This window comes from Alphaproteobacteria bacterium, from assembly GCA_040218575.1.
In the GTDB taxonomy this organism is placed as follows: domain Bacteria; phylum Pseudomonadota; class Alphaproteobacteria; order JAVJRE01; family JAVJRE01; genus JAVJRE01.
Genome location: JAVJRE010000003.1, coordinates 39,285 through 58,894, shown reverse-complemented (window position 1 = coordinate 58,894; position 19,610 = coordinate 39,285). Strand labels below are relative to the sequence as shown.

At 58.5% G+C, this 19,610-nt stretch carries 20 protein-coding genes; 9 read left to right on the top strand and 11 right to left on the bottom strand.

What is annotated here, in order from left to right; translation table 11 throughout:
- The first annotated feature begins 59 nt into the window (after window positions 1-59).
- The 6 genes from RIE31_04055 to RIE31_04030 all read left to right on the top strand — a co-directional run bounded on the left by RIE31_04055 (window position 60) and on the right by RIE31_04030 (window position 5,949).
- Entirely contained in the window at window positions 60-467 is a 408-nt protein-coding gene (locus tag RIE31_04055) for a hypothetical protein (protein MEQ8639768.1), read from the top strand.
- Complete coding sequence (locus RIE31_04050) at window positions 464-1,714, top strand: YcaO-like family protein (GenBank protein MEQ8639767.1); 1,251 nt, start codon at window positions 464-466, stop codon at window positions 1,712-1,714. Before RIE31_04055 ends, RIE31_04050 begins: the two co-directional genes overlap by 4 nt.
- 73 nt (window positions 1,715-1,787) lie before the next feature.
- The gene (locus RIE31_04045) at window positions 1,788-2,483 is read left to right on the top strand and encodes a TfuA-like protein (GenBank protein ID MEQ8639766.1); all 696 of its coding nucleotides are present in this window, start codon (window positions 1,788-1,790) and stop codon (window positions 2,481-2,483) included.
- Window positions 2,484-2,525: 42 nt separating this feature from the next.
- Complete coding sequence (locus RIE31_04040; protein MEQ8639765.1) at window positions 2,526-3,260, top strand: Crp/Fnr family transcriptional regulator; 735 nt, start codon at window positions 2,526-2,528, stop codon at window positions 3,258-3,260.
- An 86-nt stretch (window positions 3,261-3,346) separates the two neighbouring features.
- Window positions 3,347-4,534, top strand: coding sequence for a CoA transferase (locus RIE31_04035; protein ID MEQ8639764.1), 1,188 nt, complete (start codon window positions 3,347-3,349; stop codon window positions 4,532-4,534).
- 425 nt (window positions 4,535-4,959) lie between these two features.
- Window positions 4,960-5,949 carry an amidohydrolase family protein gene (locus tag RIE31_04030; GenBank protein ID MEQ8639763.1) on the top strand — a complete coding sequence of 330 codons (990 nt, stop codon included), beginning with the start codon at window positions 4,960-4,962 and terminating at the stop codon, window positions 5,947-5,949.
- Window positions 5,950-5,967: 18 nt separating this feature from the next.
- On the opposite strand, the gene RIE31_04025 is transcribed toward RIE31_04030, so the two are convergent.
- The 6 genes from RIE31_04025 to merF form a co-directional block, all read right to left on the bottom strand.
- Window positions 5,968-6,558 (bottom strand): TlpA disulfide reductase family protein, encoded by a 591-nt coding sequence (locus RIE31_04025; protein ID MEQ8639762.1) that lies wholly within the window; start codon window positions 6,556-6,558, stop codon window positions 5,968-5,970.
- 486 nt (window positions 6,559-7,044) lie between these two features.
- Window positions 7,045-7,782, bottom strand: coding sequence for a ferric reductase-like transmembrane domain-containing protein (locus tag RIE31_04020; protein MEQ8639761.1), 738 nt, complete (start codon window positions 7,780-7,782; stop codon window positions 7,045-7,047).
- A gap of 113 nt (window positions 7,783-7,895) precedes the next feature.
- A complete protein-coding gene (locus RIE31_04015) occupies window positions 7,896-9,164 on the bottom strand; it encodes an MFS transporter (protein MEQ8639760.1) in 1,269 nt (422 codons plus the stop codon).
- The gene (locus tag RIE31_04010) at window positions 9,161-10,186 is read right to left on the bottom strand and encodes a lysylphosphatidylglycerol synthase transmembrane domain-containing protein (protein ID MEQ8639759.1); all 1,026 of its coding nucleotides are present in this window, start codon (window positions 10,184-10,186) and stop codon (window positions 9,161-9,163) included. Before RIE31_04010 ends, RIE31_04015 begins: the two co-directional genes overlap by 4 nt.
- A gap of 98 nt (window positions 10,187-10,284) precedes the next feature.
- Complete coding sequence (gene merA, locus RIE31_04005) at window positions 10,285-11,727, bottom strand: mercury(II) reductase (GenBank protein ID MEQ8639758.1); 1,443 nt, start codon at window positions 11,725-11,727, stop codon at window positions 10,285-10,287.
- Window positions 11,724-11,975, bottom strand: a complete 252-nt coding sequence (merF, locus tag RIE31_04000) for a mercury resistance system transport protein MerF (protein ID MEQ8639757.1) — start codon at window positions 11,973-11,975, stop codon at window positions 11,724-11,726. Before merF ends, merA begins: the two co-directional genes overlap by 4 nt.
- 179 nt (window positions 11,976-12,154) lie before the next feature.
- On the opposite strand from merF, the gene RIE31_03995 reads away from it, so the two are divergent.
- Window positions 12,155-12,562 (top strand): helix-turn-helix domain-containing protein, encoded by a 408-nt coding sequence (locus tag RIE31_03995; GenBank protein MEQ8639756.1) that lies wholly within the window; start codon window positions 12,155-12,157, stop codon window positions 12,560-12,562.
- Window positions 12,563-12,611: 49 nt separating this feature from the next.
- On the opposite strand, the gene RIE31_03990 is transcribed toward RIE31_03995, so the two are convergent.
- Window positions 12,612-13,937 (bottom strand): APC family permease, encoded by a 1,326-nt coding sequence (locus RIE31_03990; GenBank protein ID MEQ8639755.1) that lies wholly within the window; start codon window positions 13,935-13,937, stop codon window positions 12,612-12,614.
- A complete protein-coding gene (locus RIE31_03985) occupies window positions 13,934-14,527 on the bottom strand; it encodes a carboxymuconolactone decarboxylase family protein (protein ID MEQ8639754.1) in 594 nt (197 codons plus the stop codon). The genes RIE31_03990 and RIE31_03985 overlap by 4 nt, the downstream gene beginning before the upstream one ends.
- Before the next feature lie 234 nt (window positions 14,528-14,761).
- Here RIE31_03985 and RIE31_03980 point away from each other — a divergent pair, with 234 nt between their 5' ends.
- The gene (locus RIE31_03980; GenBank protein MEQ8639753.1) at window positions 14,762-15,313 is read left to right on the top strand and encodes a hypothetical protein; all 552 of its coding nucleotides are present in this window, start codon (window positions 14,762-14,764) and stop codon (window positions 15,311-15,313) included.
- Window positions 15,314-15,497: 184 nt separating this feature from the next.
- Window positions 15,498-15,770 (top strand): DUF5676 family membrane protein, encoded by a 273-nt coding sequence (locus RIE31_03975; protein MEQ8639752.1) that lies wholly within the window; start codon window positions 15,498-15,500, stop codon window positions 15,768-15,770.
- Between the two features lie 10 nt (window positions 15,771-15,780).
- On the opposite strand, the gene RIE31_03970 is transcribed toward RIE31_03975, so the two are convergent.
- From RIE31_03970 to RIE31_03960, 3 genes are read right to left on the bottom strand one after another with little or no spacing between them, the layout of a single operon-like run.
- On the bottom strand, window positions 15,781-16,704 hold the full coding sequence (locus tag RIE31_03970; protein ID MEQ8639751.1) for a ribose-phosphate pyrophosphokinase: 924 nt from the start codon (window positions 16,702-16,704) through the stop codon (window positions 15,781-15,783).
- A complete protein-coding gene (locus RIE31_03965; protein MEQ8639750.1) occupies window positions 16,704-18,242 on the bottom strand; it encodes a thymidine phosphorylase family protein in 1,539 nt (512 codons plus the stop codon). Before RIE31_03965 ends, RIE31_03970 begins: the two co-directional genes overlap by 1 nt.
- On the bottom strand, window positions 18,242-19,609 hold the full coding sequence (locus tag RIE31_03960) for an MBL fold metallo-hydrolase (protein ID MEQ8639749.1): 1,368 nt from the start codon (window positions 19,607-19,609) through the stop codon (window positions 18,242-18,244). The genes RIE31_03965 and RIE31_03960 overlap by 1 nt, the downstream gene beginning before the upstream one ends.
- Between the last annotated feature and the right edge of the window lies 1 nt (window position 19,610).

Genomic DNA, 19,610 nt, shown 5'->3' with positions numbered 1-19,610 from the left:
CGCCAGTGAATGGAAATGAAACACGACCGATTGATACAAACTGCCTGGCGGACGACCCGATGAGTCGTCCGCCAGTTTTTCTCGCCATCGCCTATGAGCCGCTGCGACGGCTCTACCTTGACCTGCTTTCCATGCGGTCGCTGCAGGCGCTATGCGTCGCAACCGACGACGAAGCTGTGCTTGAGAGTCGGCAGCGCCAGCCAGGCGTCCTGGTGGTTGATATGGAACCGGGCCTTGACGCCGCCAGGGCGCGATGTGTCCGGTTGAAGAGCGCCGCCGGCGACGACTGCCGGTTGATTGTCCTGCTCCATGTGCCGTCAAAGGACCTGGAGCAAGTGTGCCTGGAAAGTGGCGCTTCGGATGTTCTGCCATTGACCGACGACAGTGAGTTTGTTGCCGGGCGTATCGCATACTGGGCCGGAAAGTCAGAAGCGGAAGAGAGCTCCGCACAGGCGGCTAAGGCATGAACTCCTACCCCGAGCCAAAGATGGAAGGCGCCACGTTCACGTCCAAGGCGTATCGCTGGGGAACCCACCGGTCCGTCAGTCCGGCCGAAACCTTCAATCGCGTCTGGCCGCTGGCGCCGGCCATGGGCATTACCCGTGTGGCCAACGTCACGGGCCTCGACCAGATCGGCATCCCGGTCGTCATGGTCACGCGCCCGAACTCACGGTCACTCTCGGTCGCCCAGGGCAAGGGCGCCACCCTGGAGGCGGCCAAGGCGTCCGGTGTCATGGAGGCGATTGAGTCCCACCACGCCGAGACCATTCACAAACCACTCATGCTTGCCAGCATCGACGAGATGCTCAGCCGCCGGGACCTGATCGATGTCGCCGGGCTGCCGCTGGCGGGCCGCGCCCGCCTCGGCCGGTCGGACCCCATTCTGTGGATCGAAGGCGAAGACATCGCCGCCAATAAGAGCCTGTGGATTCCGTTCGAATGCGTCAGCCTCAATCTCTCCGGTCCGGCACTGCCCCATGCCGGCGTTTTTCAGTCCGGCTCAAATGGCCTGGCCTCGGGAAATGTGCTGAGCGAAGCGACTCTGCACGGCATGCTCGAAGTGGTTGAGCGTGACGCCACTACCCTGTGGCAGATACAAAACAGCGCCGCTCAGAATCTGACCCGTATTGATCTGGACAGCATTGATGATCCGCTCTGCCGATCGTTGCTGGGTCAGTTTGATGAAGCGGGCATCGCTGTTGGCGTCTGGGACATCACGTCAGATGTAGGGGTGCCGGTGTTCCTCTGCCGGATCATCGAATCGTCGGACAATCCTTCTCAATTGATCCGGCCAGCGGCTGGCATGGGCTGCCACCTTGACCGCTCCGTCGCGCTGATGCGGGCGATGACCGAGGCGGCGCAAAGCCGGCTTACCTTCATCGCCGGCTCACGCGACGACCTCAACCCGGAGGACTTCGTTGAGTTCAGGCGCGGCGATGGACGTCACGCCTGGCGATCATTGATCCATGACGGTGTGGCGGAACGTAGGTTCCAGGATGTGCAGACCGCCAGCCACGCGACTTTCGAGGAAGATATCCTGCACGTTCTGGAATGCCTCGCCGGCGTCGACATCCAAAGCGTCTGTGCGGTCAACCTGACGAAAGACGAGTTCGATATTCCGGTCGTCAAGATTCTGGTTCCGGGACTGGAAGGCATTGTCGACTCCGCCTCATACGTCTATGGCGCACGGGCCCGCGCCTTCGTGGAGGCCTGAGCCCATGGTCATGGTTGTCTTCTGTGGCCCCTCGATAAAAAAGGACGATGCGCTGCGGTGTCTGGACTGCCGGGTGCTGGCGCCCGCCGCGCAAGGGGATATCTACAAGGCCGCCAAGGAAAGACCCAGCGCCATAGGCCTGATCGACGGCTATTTTGAGACACGGCCGTCTGTCTGGCACAAGGAAATCCTCTGGGCCATGCAGCAGGGCGTCCATGTCTTTGGCGCATCGAGCATGGGCGCGCTGCGGGCGGCGGAGCTGGCGCCCTTCGGCATGGTCGGCGTCGGCCAGATCTACAAGGCCTATCAGGAAGGGTGGATCGAAGACGATGACGAGGTGACCGTCACGCACGGACCGGCTGAGCTGAATTACCCGGCCCTGTCGGAAGCCATGGTGAATATTCGCGCGACCGTCTCCCGGGCGGTCCTGGAAGAAGTCATCTCCGCTGAGTTCTCGCGCCAGTTGCTGGCCATCGCCAAGGGCCTCCACTACAAGGGGCGTTCCTTTCCGAAGATCATGACGCTGCTCCGCGACTCACTGCCGGCCACCAGTGAAGTCAACAGCCTGGTGGAGTGGCTGCCCAGCGGGCGGGTCGATCAAAAGAAGCTGGATGCAATGGAAATGCTCCGGGCCATGCGTAAAATGGCATCGTCCGGGCACACGCCGATGGACGTGACCTTCGCCTTTGAAAGCACGATCGCCTGGCGCGCCGCCATCCGTAAGGCGGAGCGTCAGGGACCGGGTTTCTATGGACAGGACGGCTACTGATCAATCCTGATATCGTCGCATTTCCAGGAAACATGCGGTCGGATGATGCGCAAGCCCGTAGCCAGTGAACTCCTGCCGGACAGTGACGCGAGCCGGCTGGCGCAGCGCCTGTTGAATGCGCCGCTGTTCTCGACCCTCTCTGAATCTGAAATCGCACCGCTCGTCGCCGAGGCGAGAATACGCCCGTTCGACAATGGTGCGGTGGTCTTCGAACGCGGCGATACGGGCGAGGCCTTTTACTACATTCTGAGCGGCCGTATCGGCATTCGGACAACCTCGCCCGACGGCAAGGAAATCATGCTCAATATTCTCGAGTCCGATGAGATGTTTGGCGAGATCGCCGTTATTGATGAACAGCCCCGAACGGCTGGCGCTATTGCCGTGACCCAAAGCAGCTTGCTTGAAATCACGCGGCCATCGTTCCTCGCCTTCCTCAACAATAACCCCGGATTCTGCATCAGCCTGCTGCGCGTGCTGTGCGGCCATGTGCGCCGCTCCAGCGAGGTTATTGAGGATACGATTTTTCGCGGCCTGAAGGATCGTCTGGCACGGCGATTGCTCAGCCTCAGCACTACCTATGGCCAGCACACGCCGCAGGGTATTCGACTGACCCTGCCTCTGTCCCAGGAGACCCTGTCGCAGATGACCGGCGCATCGCGCGAGAGTGTCAACAGGGAGATCGGCGTGTGGCAGAAGGACGGCGTACTGAGCTACGAAAAAGGCTACATACTCATTCATGACCCGGAGGCGCTCGGCCGGATCACGGCGAAATCGTAGCGGGTCTGCCGGTCGTGTTGCTTGTCATCAACCGCCGATGGAGCCGCCTGTGGTGGCTGGACCGGTGAACCGTTCTAGAGGCGACAATGGATGACAAGCCGGCGCCAGGCGCGCCACTGCAAGGAATTCGCGTTCTCGATTTTACGCGGGCGCTGTCCGGCCCTTTCTGCACCGCTATCCTGGGCGATCTCGGCGCCGAGGTGATCAAGGTGGAGCGGCCGGACGGGGGGGATGAATCGCGCCACTGGGGTCCAAAGCAAGGCGGCGAGGGCGGCTATTTCATGCTGCTGAACCGCAACAAGAAGAGTGTCGTTCTGGATCTCAAGTCCGCCGCCGGCAGGGCCGCCATTCACCGCCTGGTGGCGAGCTGCCATGTGGTGATTGAGAACTTCCGTCCCGGCGTGGCCGGGCGCCTGGGCATTGATCATGCGGCGCTGTCGGCCATCCGGCCGGACCTCATCTATCTCAGCATTTCGGGCTTCGGCCAGTCGGGACCGGAGGCCCAGCGGCCGGCCTATGACATCATTTCCCAGGCCATGAGCGGGCTCATGAGCTTTAACGGCAGTGCCGGGAGCCCGCCGACCCGGGTCGGCGAATCCATCGGCGATGTGTCCACCGGGCTCTATGCGGTCATCGGTATTCTGAGCGGCCTGCTGGAGCGTCAGCGAACCGGCCATGGCCGCTATATGGAAGTCGCCATGGTGGATTCCCTCGTCTCCATGATGGTGACCGCGTTGGCCGACACCGTCTATGGTGGCAATACGCCTCGCCGGGTCGGCAGCCGCAACCCCATCAGCACTCCGTCGGACTGTTTTCCCACCGCCGACAGCCACATCGTCATGGCCGCCGCAAACCAGCCCATGTTTGCCCGCCTGATGGCGGCGATCGGTCGTCCGGAGCTGGCTGACGACAGCCGCTTTTCCACCGATCATGCGCGCACCGAAAATGAGCCTGCATTGCGGGCGATCCTCACCGCCTGGACCACGGCGCGGACGACCCGCGATGTGGTTGATTGCCTGCAGAGCGCGTCGGTCCCGGTGGCGCCAGTCAAAACCCTGCCGGAGGTGCTCGCCAATCCGCACTTCGCCGCGCGCGGTGTCCTGCGGTCGGTCCATCATCCAACGGCCGGCGAAGTCACCGTCCTGCAGCACCCACTGCACCTCGGCGAGGAGAACCGGCCCGTCACGCCGCCGCCCTCGCTGGGTCAGCATACGGCCGAAGTCCTTGCGTCCGTGCCGGACACGGCAACGCCCAACCCCGGGCCGCCGGACTGAGCGTCACCGGCCAGGCGGCGCCGCGCCACCAGCGCCACCCGGCAGCGCGGTGGCTACTCCGCGCCGCTTCGCGACTCAACAAGGATATCGTGACGAACTCAGTGGCGGTGCAGGCAGTCTACTGCGAACCCGTCTCTTGCCGGGTTTCCCTGTTCAACAGGGAAAATACAGGGAATACCCTCAACTGGGCCGCCAATTATTGGGACGGCCGCCGGTACAAGCGGCAGACTTCCGAGGATTCTTCGCTCAATTCCCTACTCACCGGAACAGGGAGTTTTTCTCCTCCCATCAGGGAAATTGCAAGTCCTATCAGGGAGTTTTTGCCTTCGCGGACACATCGCGGCGGGAGTGCCCAGTTGCCGAACTTCTAATTGGCTCGACTGTGATAAAAGCGACCAGGAACGATAGTAATACAGGCAACCATCATGATCATCGATACGCATAGCCACTTCATGGCACCGAGCCTGATCGGCCACCTAAGGACACGAACCGAACTACCCTATATTCGGAACGACAAAAGCGGCGTAGCCAGGACCTATAGCCACACCAGTGCATTCCCGCTGAAAGCCGAGCAACAGGATTTAGGCCGACGCCGTGAGTTCATGGATCGTTTTGGCATCACACACCAGATTATGTCGTTCCCAGGCCTACTCGGCATAGACGCGGGACCGGTAGACGTCGCTGCGCCAGTGTTGCGCGCTGCAAACGAGGATCTGGCTAAAGTTTGCCGAGATGAACCACAACGGTTCAGCGGGCTTGCTGGCCTACCCTATGCCGATTTGAATGCCGCACGGAAGGAATTGACCCACTGCTGCCAGATCCTCGGGCTCAAGGGCGCTATTGTCCCGGCTCGCTATTTCGAGAGCCTCGAGACAGCCCAATATCTGACTCCGCTCCTGGAAGTCGCCAATGAGCTCGGTGCCCATCTGTTGGTCCATCCGGGATTCCGGGCTGGCGAATCGCCCGCCGGCAAATTCACAGACAACCACAATCATCGCTTCAGTAGTCTGGCCATCCAGAACGAAGTGTCCCACGCGGTGGTAACCTTAGCGATGACCGATCTGCTCGATCCGTTCCCTGACCTGACTATTCAGGTCATCAACCTCGGTGGTGTCATCCCATTTCTCCTGGAGAGGATGGACCATGTCGCCAGGACAAGGACGCCCGACGCACCCATTCCCTCGGAGCGCATTCGGCGACTTTATGTAGACAATGCTTCTCTGGGCCCGCGTGCGCTAAGTCTCGCCATCGAAACCTTCGGCGCCGACCGAATAATGATCGGGACAGATTTTCCCGTGTTCACCAGTGATGATTCGATTGCCGCAGTGCGCGCACTTGATCTCAATCACAACCAATCAGAGAGTATCCTGGCCGGCAACGCAGCAAAGATTTTCACACTCAAGCTTGCTGCCTAAGGCCCAGACCTCAGACCCCTATGACTTAGTGATTCCCTTCAAGTGCGCCAAGAAGCGGCGCGCTTCAGAATCGGACCAATCCACGGCACCGGTGATGTAACCGCGTACTTGACCTGCTGAATCGATGAAGTAGGTGATTGGCAATCCGTAAATGCCCAAGGCATCGCGCCGTGCGTTCTCCCGCTCGATAAATGCGATATCAAGGTTAGGGTCCAGCAGGACCTTCAGATCTGTGATCGCGTTCCCACGCAGAAAAGTTGCCACGGACGTCATCCCATCTTCATCAATGGAAACCGCCAGAACCACGATTCCAAGACTCTCTGCCTGGTATGCGAGCCGATCCAGCGACGGCATCTCACGCAAACAAGGCTCGCACCAGGTCGCCCAGAAATTTAGAACGACGGGGCGCTCCATGAAGTCAGACAGCCGAACTGGAGACCCACTGGTGTCCAATAGCTGCATATTCGGCGCTGTCGTTAGCGGCCGCAGAGAGATGTACTGTGAGGTTTCGCTGAAAAGGCGCGGCAAAGAATCGGCGGTGGCTGACCCCGGCCACACCAAGAATAGGGCGATACAGACAGCCACCCTCCGTTCGATCAGGCTGCGCATAACCCTCTCAAGGATTCGTGCGTTCCAAGCTACTCACTGCGCCCGTATGCGCCGAGAACAGATTCTACGACTGGCCGTTGCTCCGCTTGTCACTACGAAACAAATACTTGAGCAAAGCAGCAACGCCGAGGACCAGTAGGGCAAAGACCAAGATCCAAGTCAGGCCCATACCCCAAAACATGAAGCCTGACATTCCGTCCATCATTCCATTCGACATTCCGTTCATGGCTCCGTCTCCCTATCTCATAAGCCGACAGCTACGGTTGTTTCACCCAGACCGTCATCCGGAAACGAGAGTTCATAACACCCCGAAACCTTGGCGATCCCTGAATGATCTCTGAATTGCATCAACTGTATACCTCTGCCAGCCTGATTTGGTCGGCTATTCTTATCTGTGTGTCAAACCACCGCAACATCTGAATCCAATAGAGCAATCTGGAAGCTCCCGAACCATTTGTGTTCTCCAAACTATGCCCCAGACGGCAATCAGGATCGGCTGTCCGTCAAGCCTGTCATGCGGCCACGACGGTGCAAACGTGGACGCCACGTCTGTATTGATGCGGCAATCTGAAGTGACAGGATAGCCAGGACAACCACTGCGAAGGGCCACTGAGCCCAATTCGGCTCCGGCACGCGACGATGAAAGTCCTGGAAGTGAAGAAAGAGAAAATAGCCGGTGTGCAGCACGATCAGCATCCACAGCACGTAGCTGCTCTGCTGGAAAAATTTCCACACCGGGCCACCCAGTCTGCGTTGACTCCAGGTATTTGAAATTGCCGCCAGCATCGTGCCATAAACCGCAGCTACGATACCAATGGTGTTAGCCAGACCAAACCCGTGTTGCACCATGACGTAGCGCTCTGTCGCCGGATGGACCTCGTAACCGAACAGACGGACGAGATCCAACTCGACCCAGCCGAACAGAATAACGACAACATGGGCCATGCCCAGCAATACACCATGAACGCCAAACTCACGACGCCATGGAATTGCCATACGGAACGAAGGCAGAAGACGGGATAGCGGTCCTATTGCCATGGCAAGCGCGACAAGAACGAAAGACGCGTCTCCCAGTGCACGGTTCCAACGGTGCATTTCGGCCCACTCTGGACGAGACAGCAGAAACCCATAGGCGATGAGCGTGGCCACGCCGATCACACCAAGGTGGCGGATTTTCCAGCCGGGATCGAACCTGATACGATGATGAGTCTGCTTATCAATCACTTTAGCACACCTTCCCTGGCTTTATGGGACATACCGATCAACGCTGACCCTGACCCAAAAATTGATCGGTCGTGTCCGCTCACACAGACTGAGCCGGCCGACCCATGCGGTCCCTAAAGTTGGTGAGTACGCAGTTTACCAATCAGCACCGTTTGCGCGATAGCGAACACAATTGACAATCCGAAGACCACTACTATCCCTGAAAATTGCACGATGAAGCCGCCGACAAACGGTAGTAAAAATGCCGGCGCGGTAAGGGCATTGAAGTAACCTGCATACGCCGGACGCTGGTCGTTTGGAGAAATCTCCATTAGCAGACCAATGACAGCAATGGTCAGTCCATTCGACAACGCCCCAAGCACAAAGAACACCACGGCATAGACAGGTAAAAGGCCAAATTCAAAACCACCTATTGAAGTAAGCAATACTAACGCAGGCGGAACCATGCGACCGGTAGTCACTGCACGCATGAGACTCCTTTTTCCGATACGATCTCCCCACCAGCCCCACAATGGATTGGACAACAGGGCACCGAGCGCCTGTGCGCCCAGCAGAAGCGCAATCCGGTCCAGATTCAGGCCACTCTGGTTGGCCTGGACTACATAAAAAGGCATAGCCATAAGGACAACACCACCGCACCACTGCGCATGGACAAATCGACGAAACGTCGCGTGGGACCGATAGGTGTTAATCCCCTTTGTGAAGTACTGACCAAAACTCTGATCCGACTTACGACCTGCTACTGGCCGTACAGGTTCCGGTATGGAAACGAAGATGGCTGACGAGACAATCATCAGGGCCGCTGAAAGCGCAAACACCGCAGCAAACGACTGTGGAAATGAGATTTGTTCTATTAGGCTGTTAGCGGCAGCTGCGACGAACAGGGCCAGTATTCCGCCGCCAAGGAAACGGGTCGCCAGAAGTCGGCTACGCAGATCAGAAGGTATCGCCCGTGCGACAATGTCATTGTAGGGGACTGCGACAATCCCACTGACGAAGGCATAGAGAGTCCACAACCCCAGCACAGCCACCGATAAAAACAGAGCCGGCCAGGTTGCTCCGATGGCGAGAACCACGGCCAGAGCAGCGATGACAGCGGCACGGCCGAAGGCGCCGACGACGTAGTACCGCATACTGGACGCGCTGCGGCTGGCAAAATACCCAACGAAGAACTGAGGAAACAGCCAGCCAAATCTGAGGATCGCCGGAACGGCACCAACGGCAATGACACTGCCCGTGAGTTGAAGGACCAGAGCCGACATGATGGTCGCTGAATCAATGGCTGCCGAACCCGCCTGAAATGTCGTTCCCGCACCTGCAATACGAATGAACGATGAACGTGGTGATTGATCGTCGCGTGACGAGTCGCCTTCAGAGGTCACGGTGAATTCTGCAGCCCGCGAATCTCGATTCCAGATCTCCCCAATATGACGAAGCCAATACCGATCACGAGAATGACGGATGTCATTTGATTCAGCAAAATCATAACAATCGCCTGCTCGTCTGGCACACCCACCAGCTTCATCGCCAAGCCCGATCCGATGATAAAGCCACCCGGCATCCGGACGAACCTAGCGATAATCATTCCGAACCCGGCGAAGACCATCAGGAACAGATAGTCGAGAGGATCGAGACGAACACCGATCGCCAGACCAGCCCAGAGAAAATGGGTCAGGGCAACCAATTTCATGGTCACGCTTGCGCCGATCACGAATATCTGCCGCCGCCTTTGACGCGGCCATATGATTCCTTCCACAAGGGCGAGACGAATCCCGCTTAAGTGTCTCTGGCTCAGCCGAGAAATACGCTCAACAATTCGACTGGCGAAAGAGGTTTCTCTATTCAGGTGATGTCGAGCACGAAAGAGTAGCCAGAGGGCGCCACCAAACAGGGCGACATTGAGCAACCCGGCAATAAGGAGGCCCGTTCCGACGCCGGTTTCAAGTTGCATGACCGGAACTGTCGCAGCCGCCAGACCGGCCATGGCTGCAAAGACGATGCCGTCGACAAATCGGGATATGACGGTTGTTACAAGGACCGTTGCTACTTTGAGATTCTCAGTGCGAGCTACCAGCCAGGATCGAACGACCGGGCTAATGCCCAGGGGAACCAGCGTATTGGCTGCGTAGCCGGCGAGGAATGCCCCGGTCAGGCGCCATACCGAGACCATTTTGATATCAAAAAGCAGCTGGCGCCATTTCCAGCCTTGTATGACCTGTTCAAGGAGAATGGTGGCTCCCAATGCGGCGACCCACCAAGGCTTGGCATTCTGCAAAATAGCCGCAAACTCAACTATATCGAGATCGCGATAGAGCCAAAAGACGATGCCAAGTGCCAACAGACCACCGAGGACCGGCACGATCCAGCGCATGAATTTTTGTTTGAGCTGACGCCCAAGTGTCATTTCATTGATGGTCCGCTTGCAGCAACGAAAACGACGACCGTGATACTCGCCCCGCGTGGCAGTCTCCGGCAGCAGTGGGAGTGGCTAGGCTTCGCCCGTCAGGCACAACAGGACAGCTTGGAAACATCCTTGTCGAAGGTCTGCGCCGCAAGCTTCAGCCCTTCTACTGTCGTCAGATAGGGAAAGATCGTTTCGGCTAGCTCCGTGGCTTTCAGGCCGTGTTTGATGGCAAGGACGGCTGTCTGGATGCTGTCTGCGCCCTCCGGCGCCAAAATATGCGCACCCACAAGCCGACCCGTGCGCGTTTCGGCAATGAGCTTGATGAGTCCCCGCGTGTCGCGAGCCGCAATTGCACGCGGAACATAGCTGAGGGGAAGCACTGAGGTCCGCACCTCCATCCCCTGCGATCTGGCGCTAGCTTCCGTCAGCCCGCAGCTCGCCACCTGCGGGTCGGTGAACACGACCGCTGGTATCACCGATGCGTCATAGCGACGATTGTCGCCATTGAGAGCGTTTTCCGCAGCAATCCGCGCGCTGTGAGCGGCCATATACACGAACATGTTGCGGCCGGTCACATCGCCCGCCGCATAGACACCGGTCCGGGTGGTCCGTTGCCGGTCATCCACCTGGACGGCACCCCCGGGCGACAGGTCTATACCGGCCTCGCCCAGCCCAAGCCCGTCTGTGTTGGGCCGGCGCCCCGTCGCGACGAGAACGGCGTCGGCCTCAATCGTATCGGTGACGTCGTCATCGACGACCTCCAGGGCGACCCCGTGTCCGGTGTTTGTGATCGCCTGATAGGAGAGTCCGTCCCGGATCTGCATACCGTCGTCACGGAGATAACCGGTGAGCGCATCACTGATCTCCGGTTCCGCTTCAGGCAGAAGACGGCTGCGGAAGACCAGGGTGACGGCAACGCCGGCGCGGGAGAACATCTGCGCCAGTTCACAGCCGATATAGCCACCGCCTATGACAAGCAGTGACCTGGGCAGCTTCTCCAAAGCCAGTGCAGAGGTGCTGGTGAGGTAGGGAACCGTCTCAATGCCTGGGATCTCGGGCAGGGCTGGCTGCGCCCCTGTGGCGATGATGACCCTGTCTGAAGACAGAAGGCTGCCATTGACCCGGACACCGCCCTCCACCAGCCGGGCCGGACCATCAGTGTAAGTGACGCCTTCATATTGCGGCAGAAGATCCAGATACTTCGCCTGGCGCAACTCTGCGACCAAACTATCCTTTTGGTGGGCTAGCGCCGTCCAGTCAGCGAGACAGCCATGAGCTTCGATGCCAGAAAATCGGGACGCGGACCTGGCCTGGTGTACGGTTTCAACGGCGCGAATCAGCGTCTTGGATGGAACACACCCGACATTGACGCATGTTCCGCCAATCGTGCCGTGGCCAACCAGGGCGACCTTCGCGCCCAGCTCCGCCGCCGTAATCGCTGCCGAGAATCCAGCCGACCCGGCCCCGACGACAATGAGGTCTGCCGCCGCACGGTTATGGCTGGCCGATGCCTGCCGGTCCACTTGTTCAGTTGCCGTCATGAGCCGGCTCCCGATTGCCCGATGGACGCTGTCGGAGCGGCTTTCATCTGTCTGCGCTGTCGGTAGAGGGCGTAGGCGGTCAGCAGGACAAAAAAGCCAAGCGCCGGAAACAGCACGAAGTCCAGCCACCCCAGCCACGCCGACAGCCCAACAACACCGAGCCCCAGTACCAGAACTGGTGTAAAGCAGCAGAGCGCGGCCAGCAGAGATCCACCCATGCCGACGACAAGAAGTCGTTTGTTGTTCACAGCACAATGGTCCCTTCAGACACGATGACCGCGCACGACGCCTCGAGTGCGTGTGCCGGTCACCTGATATTGCATTGACCAAAGCGTAGAATCTGTACCAACTACAGATACAAGGCCCTTGTGCTCACGCTTTGAAGAGTGCCTGCTAGCCAATGCCGGAGGCCAATGTGGAGAAGCGAATGGCGCTGACTTTGATGACCATAGGTGAACTCGCCGACCAGGCTCACTGCCTGCCGGAAACAGTCCGCTACTATGAAAAGGTTGGTTTACTCGAACCGGTCCAGCGGATGCCTAGTGGTCATCGCCGATTCGATATGGACAACCTTAAACGGCTCGTCTTTCTGCGTCGCTGTCGCGAGTTAGGGTTCTCGACGCAGAGGATGCGCGAATTGCTGACGTTCGTCGATCAGGAAGAACCCGAGTGCGACGACGTACGAGCCATTGCCGCTGACCAATTGAAGGAGATCAGGGCACGAATCGTCGATCTGAAGAAGATGCAGTCCGTACTAAAGAGAATGATCGCCTCGTGTGAACAGGGCGCTCTGTCCGACTGCCCGATCATTGAAACTCTTTACAAGGCCCCATAGCACTGCGCTGATCGTCCAGCATCTCGGGGCAAAGTCGGTACCAGTTAGATCAATGATCTTCCACTGTATCCGTCTCCAGCCACCGTTTTAGGTACAGACGCTCAAAAAGAAACACGAGCGCAATGCCCGCTACGGCGATGATGACGATGAGCGGGTCGGATCGCAGCTTCATCGCACCAAAAGCACCAAGCACAATGGCATCAAGACCTATGGCACCAATCAGCACCCAGCCGCGCGCGCCAATCTCCTGCCTAAGGGCGCGAAACACACCCCAGTGAATCAGGATGTCCATGACCAGATAGAAGAACGCACCCAGCGAGGCGATGCGTCCAAGATCAAAGAATACGGTCAGAACCGCCGCCGTCACCACCGTATAGACCAGTGTGTGCTCCCGGATCATGCCGGACATGCCGAAATGGCTGTGCGGGATCATCTTCATGTCGGTCAGCATGGCCAACATCCGCGACACCGCAAATATACTGGCCAGAAGGCCGGATGCTGTAGCGACGATGGCAAGCGCGATAGTGAAATAGAATCCATATGGTCCGAGTGTCGGTTCCGCTGCCCTGGCAAGCGCATAGTCACGCGCTGCAATGATTTCGTCCAGAGTCAGGCTGGACCCGACCGCAAAGGCCACCAGCAGATAAACCACGACGCAAATAGCAATGGACAGCATGATTGCCCGGCCAACATTCTTATGTGGATTGACGATCTCGGCGCCGCTGTTGGTGATGGTGGTAAATCCCTTGAAGGCCAGAATGGACAGGGCGACAGACGCGATAAAACCTGTGAGCGGAATCGGGTCCATTGCTCCGGCGGCTGGCGCGAAAGAAAAGCCGCCGGCCCACAAGGCAGCGACACCGAAGAGCGCGATACCACCGATCTTGAGCAGCGCCATGGTGAAGGAAAACACCCCGACGGACCGGTTGCCGGAGATATTCACCAGATAAGCGAAGACGATCAGGCCGACACCGAGCGTAGGAATCAGAAAACTCTCCTGCGCCACGTCAAACGGCCGCAGGGCATAGGTGGCGAAGGTGCGCGCCACTAGGCTCTCATTGATCACCATGGAGAACGCCATCAGCAGGGAGGCTGCGGCAGCGATGGCGCCGGGGCCATAGGCCTTGCGCAGAATCATGGCGATGCCGCCGGCCGACGGATAGGCATTCGACATTTTGATATAAGTGTAGGCACTGAATCCGGTGACGATGGCACCGGCAATAAAGGAGAGCGGGAACCACGGTCCCGCCAGCTCTGCAATCTGACCGGTCAGGGCGAAGATACCGGCGCCGATCATGACGCCGGTCCCCATGGAGATACCGGCGATCAGGCTGATACTGTTTTCCCGATACTCGGTCTGGTGCCCGGCACTCATTGGATGTCCACGACATGTGCCTTCTGCGACGACCCACGATCGGCTGCGTTAGGCAGGCGACAAAAACCCTGGGCTGGGACAGCCAGAGCGCTGTTGAACTTGCTGGACATGTTCTGGAAGGCGATCAGCCCAGTCAGCTCGACGATGGCGTCGTCGTCAAAATACCGCCGCAGCGCAGCAACGTGACTGCCCTCAACGTCCAGGTCCGACCGCGTCATGGCCTCCGCATAGTCAAGTGCGGCGCGTTCACGATCTGAGAACAGGGCGCTATCACGCCACATGACTAGCGCGTCGATCTTCTCCGGGGTAACGCCGCGCTTCAGCAGTGTGGCGGAATTGATATCGACGCAGAAGACACACCAGTTTATCTGTGACACGCGCACAGTAATGAGTGAGCGTAGGGCTGGTTCAATGGGTGAGCGACGACGGTCAATTATGCCGTAGAGGAAGGCTACACCGAGAAACAGGCGTGGCGAGCGGGCCCATGCCCGTGCAGCGTCCAGGACCTGACCGTACTTTCGTCGCTGGTTCCAGAAGAAAGGCCGCAGGAGCCATGGCGGAGACTCTGCTGGCACTGGATCGATGCGCATCAAACTGCTCCCGGCCGGACTATATGGCGGGGGTGGACTGCAGCCACGGCACAGGATCCGGCCGATACGTCCATGAGTGCCGTTTGGTCAGTCTAGCAGACAAATACTGCTCTGTGACGTTTCGGACCGCGACACTATGCCCCGGCCAATTCGCGCGAAACTCAACATAGATCAAGGCATGAACGGCCCAGATCGGCTTATGGTAATTCGCACTCTGACCAGGGAGATTTGACCATGTTCAAGACGTCCGGGCAGTCAGGCACGCTTCTGACCCGCCGATCACTGACCCTCGCATTGGGCGCCGCCGTGGCCCTGCCGCTGTTAGCAAATACCCGTCCCGCCTTTGCCCACGCCGAGCACGACATGGGACCAGACCTCACCATCTATACCGGTGAGTTCTATTTCCGGGAGGACGGCAAGGAAGAGAACGCACCAATTACTCTGGTCTCCGGGCGGCCTCACCTGATTCAGTTTATCAACGAAGGCTGGCTGGACCACGAAATCCATTTTGGTCGCGGACCGGATATGGAGGAACGGCACTATGCCGAAAACCTGTTCGGCCCCTCAATGATGCAGTCCGGTCAGCGACGGCATATGGCGCATGGTATGATGGGCGTTCACCTGCCACCGCGGCCCGACGACGATGACGCACCGCTGCCGACAGCAACCATGCACATCTGGATTCCTGCCGGCGCCGAAGGCGAATGGGAGGTCGGCTGCTTCATCCCTGAGCACTACGAAGCTGGCCAACACGCGGTGGTGAAAGTAGTTGCCGATATCGCGTGACGGTTCGTCGCGGGCCACGGTCCGGCATTGACGTGTACGAGTTTGGAATGAACTATGCCTATGAAGCTGAGCTTCAAATGACTACGGTCCCTCCCAGGGAAAGGGCGACGCCGAGAGTGCGTTGCCCTTTTTCCGTTGCGGCAAGGGATGGCTTGAACCCAGTTTACCTTACGAGGCGCACACCATGACCGAACGCTTACCGTTGCGGATCGTTCCCGTTGGCATGAGCCTGGCAGTATTTCTGGTCATCACCTACCTGGTTTGCGTGAGCTACGGGTTGATCTTTCAGAATGCGAACATGCATCAGCTGCTCCCCATGTTGCTGCCGGGGTTCATCTGGTTTTCCTGGCAAAGCTTCTTCATTGGATTGCTCTGGGCTTTTGCCTATGGCTGGTATGCGGCAATCGTATTCATACCCATCTACAACTTTTTCGCCGCGCGCGGCCGGAAGTCCTAGGAACTCAGTATCATGGGCGGCGATTTCGGCTTGCAACCGGCGCCGGTAGGCCAATCAGCTCACCGACGGCGACAGCGAGCAGGCTTGTGACGTCGATAGCGTTGGTTTCATGAGAGATCGTATTCGAGGTGACGATCCGCGCCGCACCGGCCTGCACAAGCTTCTGATATGAGCCTTCCGCGAATAGCCCATGAACGGCGACACAGATCGGTGGCTTCATATCGGCGCGCACCAGGTGGCCGACCGTTTCGATCAGTGTGTGCCCTGACGAAATAATGTCGTCCACGATTACTGGCGTGCGGTCCCGCCACCGCTCGGTATCCGGAATCGACACGTCCACTTCACGATCACCATGCCGAATTTTCTGCAGCACGAGATGCGGAGCTCCGGCGTCACGACCAACGTCTGCAACCCATTGCTCGCTTTCCTCATCAGGCCCGATAAGAAGCGGGAACTCTATATTCTTTCGGATCCACTCTGCGATCAAAGGGGCCGCGTGAAGAACCGCCGTTCGCATCGAGTATATCTCAGACAGTGAGCTCCGCCGATGAAGGTGCGGGTCAATAGTCACCAGCCAATCAAACTGATCCGAGAGAAATTCAGCAAAATAGGCTGACGTCACGGCTTCGCCCGGGCGAAACCGACGATCTTGCCGCATGTAGGGAAGATAGGGGCTAACGAGTCCGACGGATTTCGCGCCGAGATCACGAGCGGTAGCTGCAGCGAACAGCAGCGGAAGGAACTTCCCGTCCGGCCGGTCCAAGGAACATAGTATGACGACGGATCGCCCCCCGGGCGGCGTATCGTATCGCAGGTAGGTTTCACCGTCAGGGAAACGGCGAAGTTCAAACTGCGCCACCTCAGCTCCAATTGCTCCGGCCAGGCGTTTGCCAAAAGGGTCACCTTCCTGCAGCACCACAAGGGGTGGCGGCATCACACGTCGCTCAACGCTATGATGTCTTCGTTTTCAGCCACATATGCCAAACTATATGACAGCTCGCCCGACGCCTCCGCATGCACCGTGTACAGCGGCTCACCCAAAGAGACATTCGTGCCAAGGCGCACATGGAGTTCAATGCCTGCTGATTTAGCACTTGGGGCCCCGGCGAGCTTGGCCACTCGCGCAAGCCGACGGTTGTCAATCATCGTCACTTGTCCTGCCTTGCTTGCTATTACAGGGCGATGGTGAGCGGCAGTGGTCGGCTCGCGCATGCCGCCCTGAGCTTCACATATTCCCTGAAATTTTCTCCAGGCGCGACCGTCATTGAGCACCTCAGACGCCATAGCCTCACCGCAACCGACCTCCGCGCTGCCGACCAGTTCAAGTAGCCCGCCCGCCAGAGATATAGCGCGGTCACGTAAATCACGCGGTGCGTCAGGTTTTCCCTGCAGTACAGCCAGAACATCCAACGCCTCAAGAGCCGGTCCGATACCGCGACCAACCGGCTGTTGTCCGTCCGTGATGATTACGCGCGCCTCTATTCCGCAAGTCTGTGCGACGGCAAGCAGACTCCGCGATAGCGCAGAAGCCGTCGCTGTGCTACGCACCTTCGCCGTTGGACCCACTGGAAGATCGAGTATGAGATGAGTGGCTCCAGCAGCCGCCTTCTTCGATATAACAGACGCGACAAGCTGCCCTTCGCTATCCAGATCGAGCGCCCGTTCAACCCGTATCAGGGTGTCGTCGGCTGGGCTCAGCCGTACCGCCCCGCCCCAAACAATACACCCTCCTTCCCGTTCGACTACCTTCCGCATGGCTTGAATACTGAGATCAACCGGTGCCAAGGTTTCCATTGCATCTGCAGTGCCGGCGGGAGACGTGATCGCCCGGGATGATGTCTTAGGTATCGTCAGGCCACAAGCAGCAGCAATGGCCACCACAATCGGCGTCGTACGGTTGCCTGGTAGTCCGCCGACACAGTGCTTGTCGGAAATTAGGCTTTTGCTCCAGCTCAGCCGCTCACCGGCACTCATCATGGCTTTGGTCAGGGCAACCGTTTCGTCAAGGTCGAGCGGCCTGGCTGAACATGCCGTGATGAACGAAGACAGATGAATATCCGAGTATCGACCTGCGACGACATCATTGACAATCATATCCAAAGCCACAGCATTGAACGGACGTCCATAGACTTTTCCACGTAAGTCACTCAGCGACAGAAGTGGGCGGGGATGGCTCACGGAAATTATCTCGCCGCCTGAAAGTCCGAGACGGCGCCACGCCGTCTCCGACAGGCCCGCTTCGTCATGTGTCACTAGGTCACTGACGATCTGGAACACGGTCGCGATGATTGACCGATCACCATAGGTCAATCGCACACGCGTCTGGGCCGTAAATCCTTCCGAGCGACAGACCGGGCAGTCCTTGTGCATAAACACGACGGATTCGTACTGGGCATCTATACCGATTCGTCGTGCGCGCAAAGTATTTGCCGACTGGCCCGGCGATCCAGCCACCTCAATAGAGTCCGACATCAATTCAGTTCGACTTCTTCACGGAACTCCGGCACCGTACATGGCCACCCAAGCTCTTCCTTAATCCGGTGCCGCAGTGTGTCGGAGGCGGCCGGCTCACCGTGGGTGACATAGGTCATTCGGGGTGGTGTATTGAAGTTGCCAAGCCAAGCCATGGTCTCATCTGCGTCAGCATGGGCCGAGAGCATTTGCAGGTTGGCGACTTCCGCTTGCACCGGAACATAACCACCATGAATTTTGACCTTGTCGGCCCCCGAAGTCATAGCAGCACCCCGGGTTCCTCCCGCCTGGAAGCCAGAAAACAGGATCGTGTTCCGGGGATCAGGCGCATAGTGTTTCAAGTGGTGCAGTACCCGGCCGCCTGTCGCCATCCCGCTCGCTGAAATAATGACTTTCGGCATAGGATCCTGATCCAATGACTTTGATTCTTCGGGTTCACGGACATAACGCGCGACGCTGCAGGCTGTGCGACACTCCTCCGCCGTCAATCGGTGGTCTTCGACGCGTTGGCAGAACAACTCACTGGCATTGATCGCCATCGGACTATCGAGAAAGATCGGTAGGTCCGGGATTTGCTTTTCGGCTTTCAGACGCTCCATATGGAAGAGCAGGGATTGTGCCCGGCCAACAGCAAATGCGGGTATTAGGACTGTTCCGCCACGCGCCGCGGTCCGGCTGATAATCTCACCGAGGGCCTCTTGTGCATCGCGCGTCTCATGACGCCGGTCACCATAAGTGGACTCTATGAGCAGGTAGTCAGCACGTTCGACAACCGCCGGATCAACCATGGTGGCACTGTGGGGACGCCCCAGATCGCCCGAGAAGACAATTGTACGGCCGGCACACGTTATCTCGATAATGGCCGCACCCAGGATGTGCCCGGCCGGCAGAAAACGGGCGGATACCGCATCCTTGACGTTGAATGCCTTATTGAACCCCAATGGCATGAATCGCTTCATGCACACCTCGGCATCCTTCTGTGTGTACAGCGGCAAGGCCGGGTGGTGTTTTGAATGGCCATAGCGATTGGCAAAGTCCGCATCCTTCTCCTGCAGATACCCGCTGTCCGGCAAAAGGATCGCGCACAAGTCCCGCGTTGCCTCGGTACAAATAACCGGCCCCGAAAACCCATTCTTGACGAGCAACGGCAGATAGCCAGAGTGATCGAGGTGAGCGTGCGTAAGGAGCACAGCATCGATGCGGTTGGGGGCGATAGGAAACGGCGCCCAGTTTCGCAAGCGAAGCTGCTTGAACCCTTGGAAAAGCCCGCAATCGACGAGCACTCGAAGGCCATCGACCTCAAGCAGGTATCTGGACCCAGTAACCGTTCCGACCCCACCAAAGAAGGACAGTTTGCAACTGGTCACT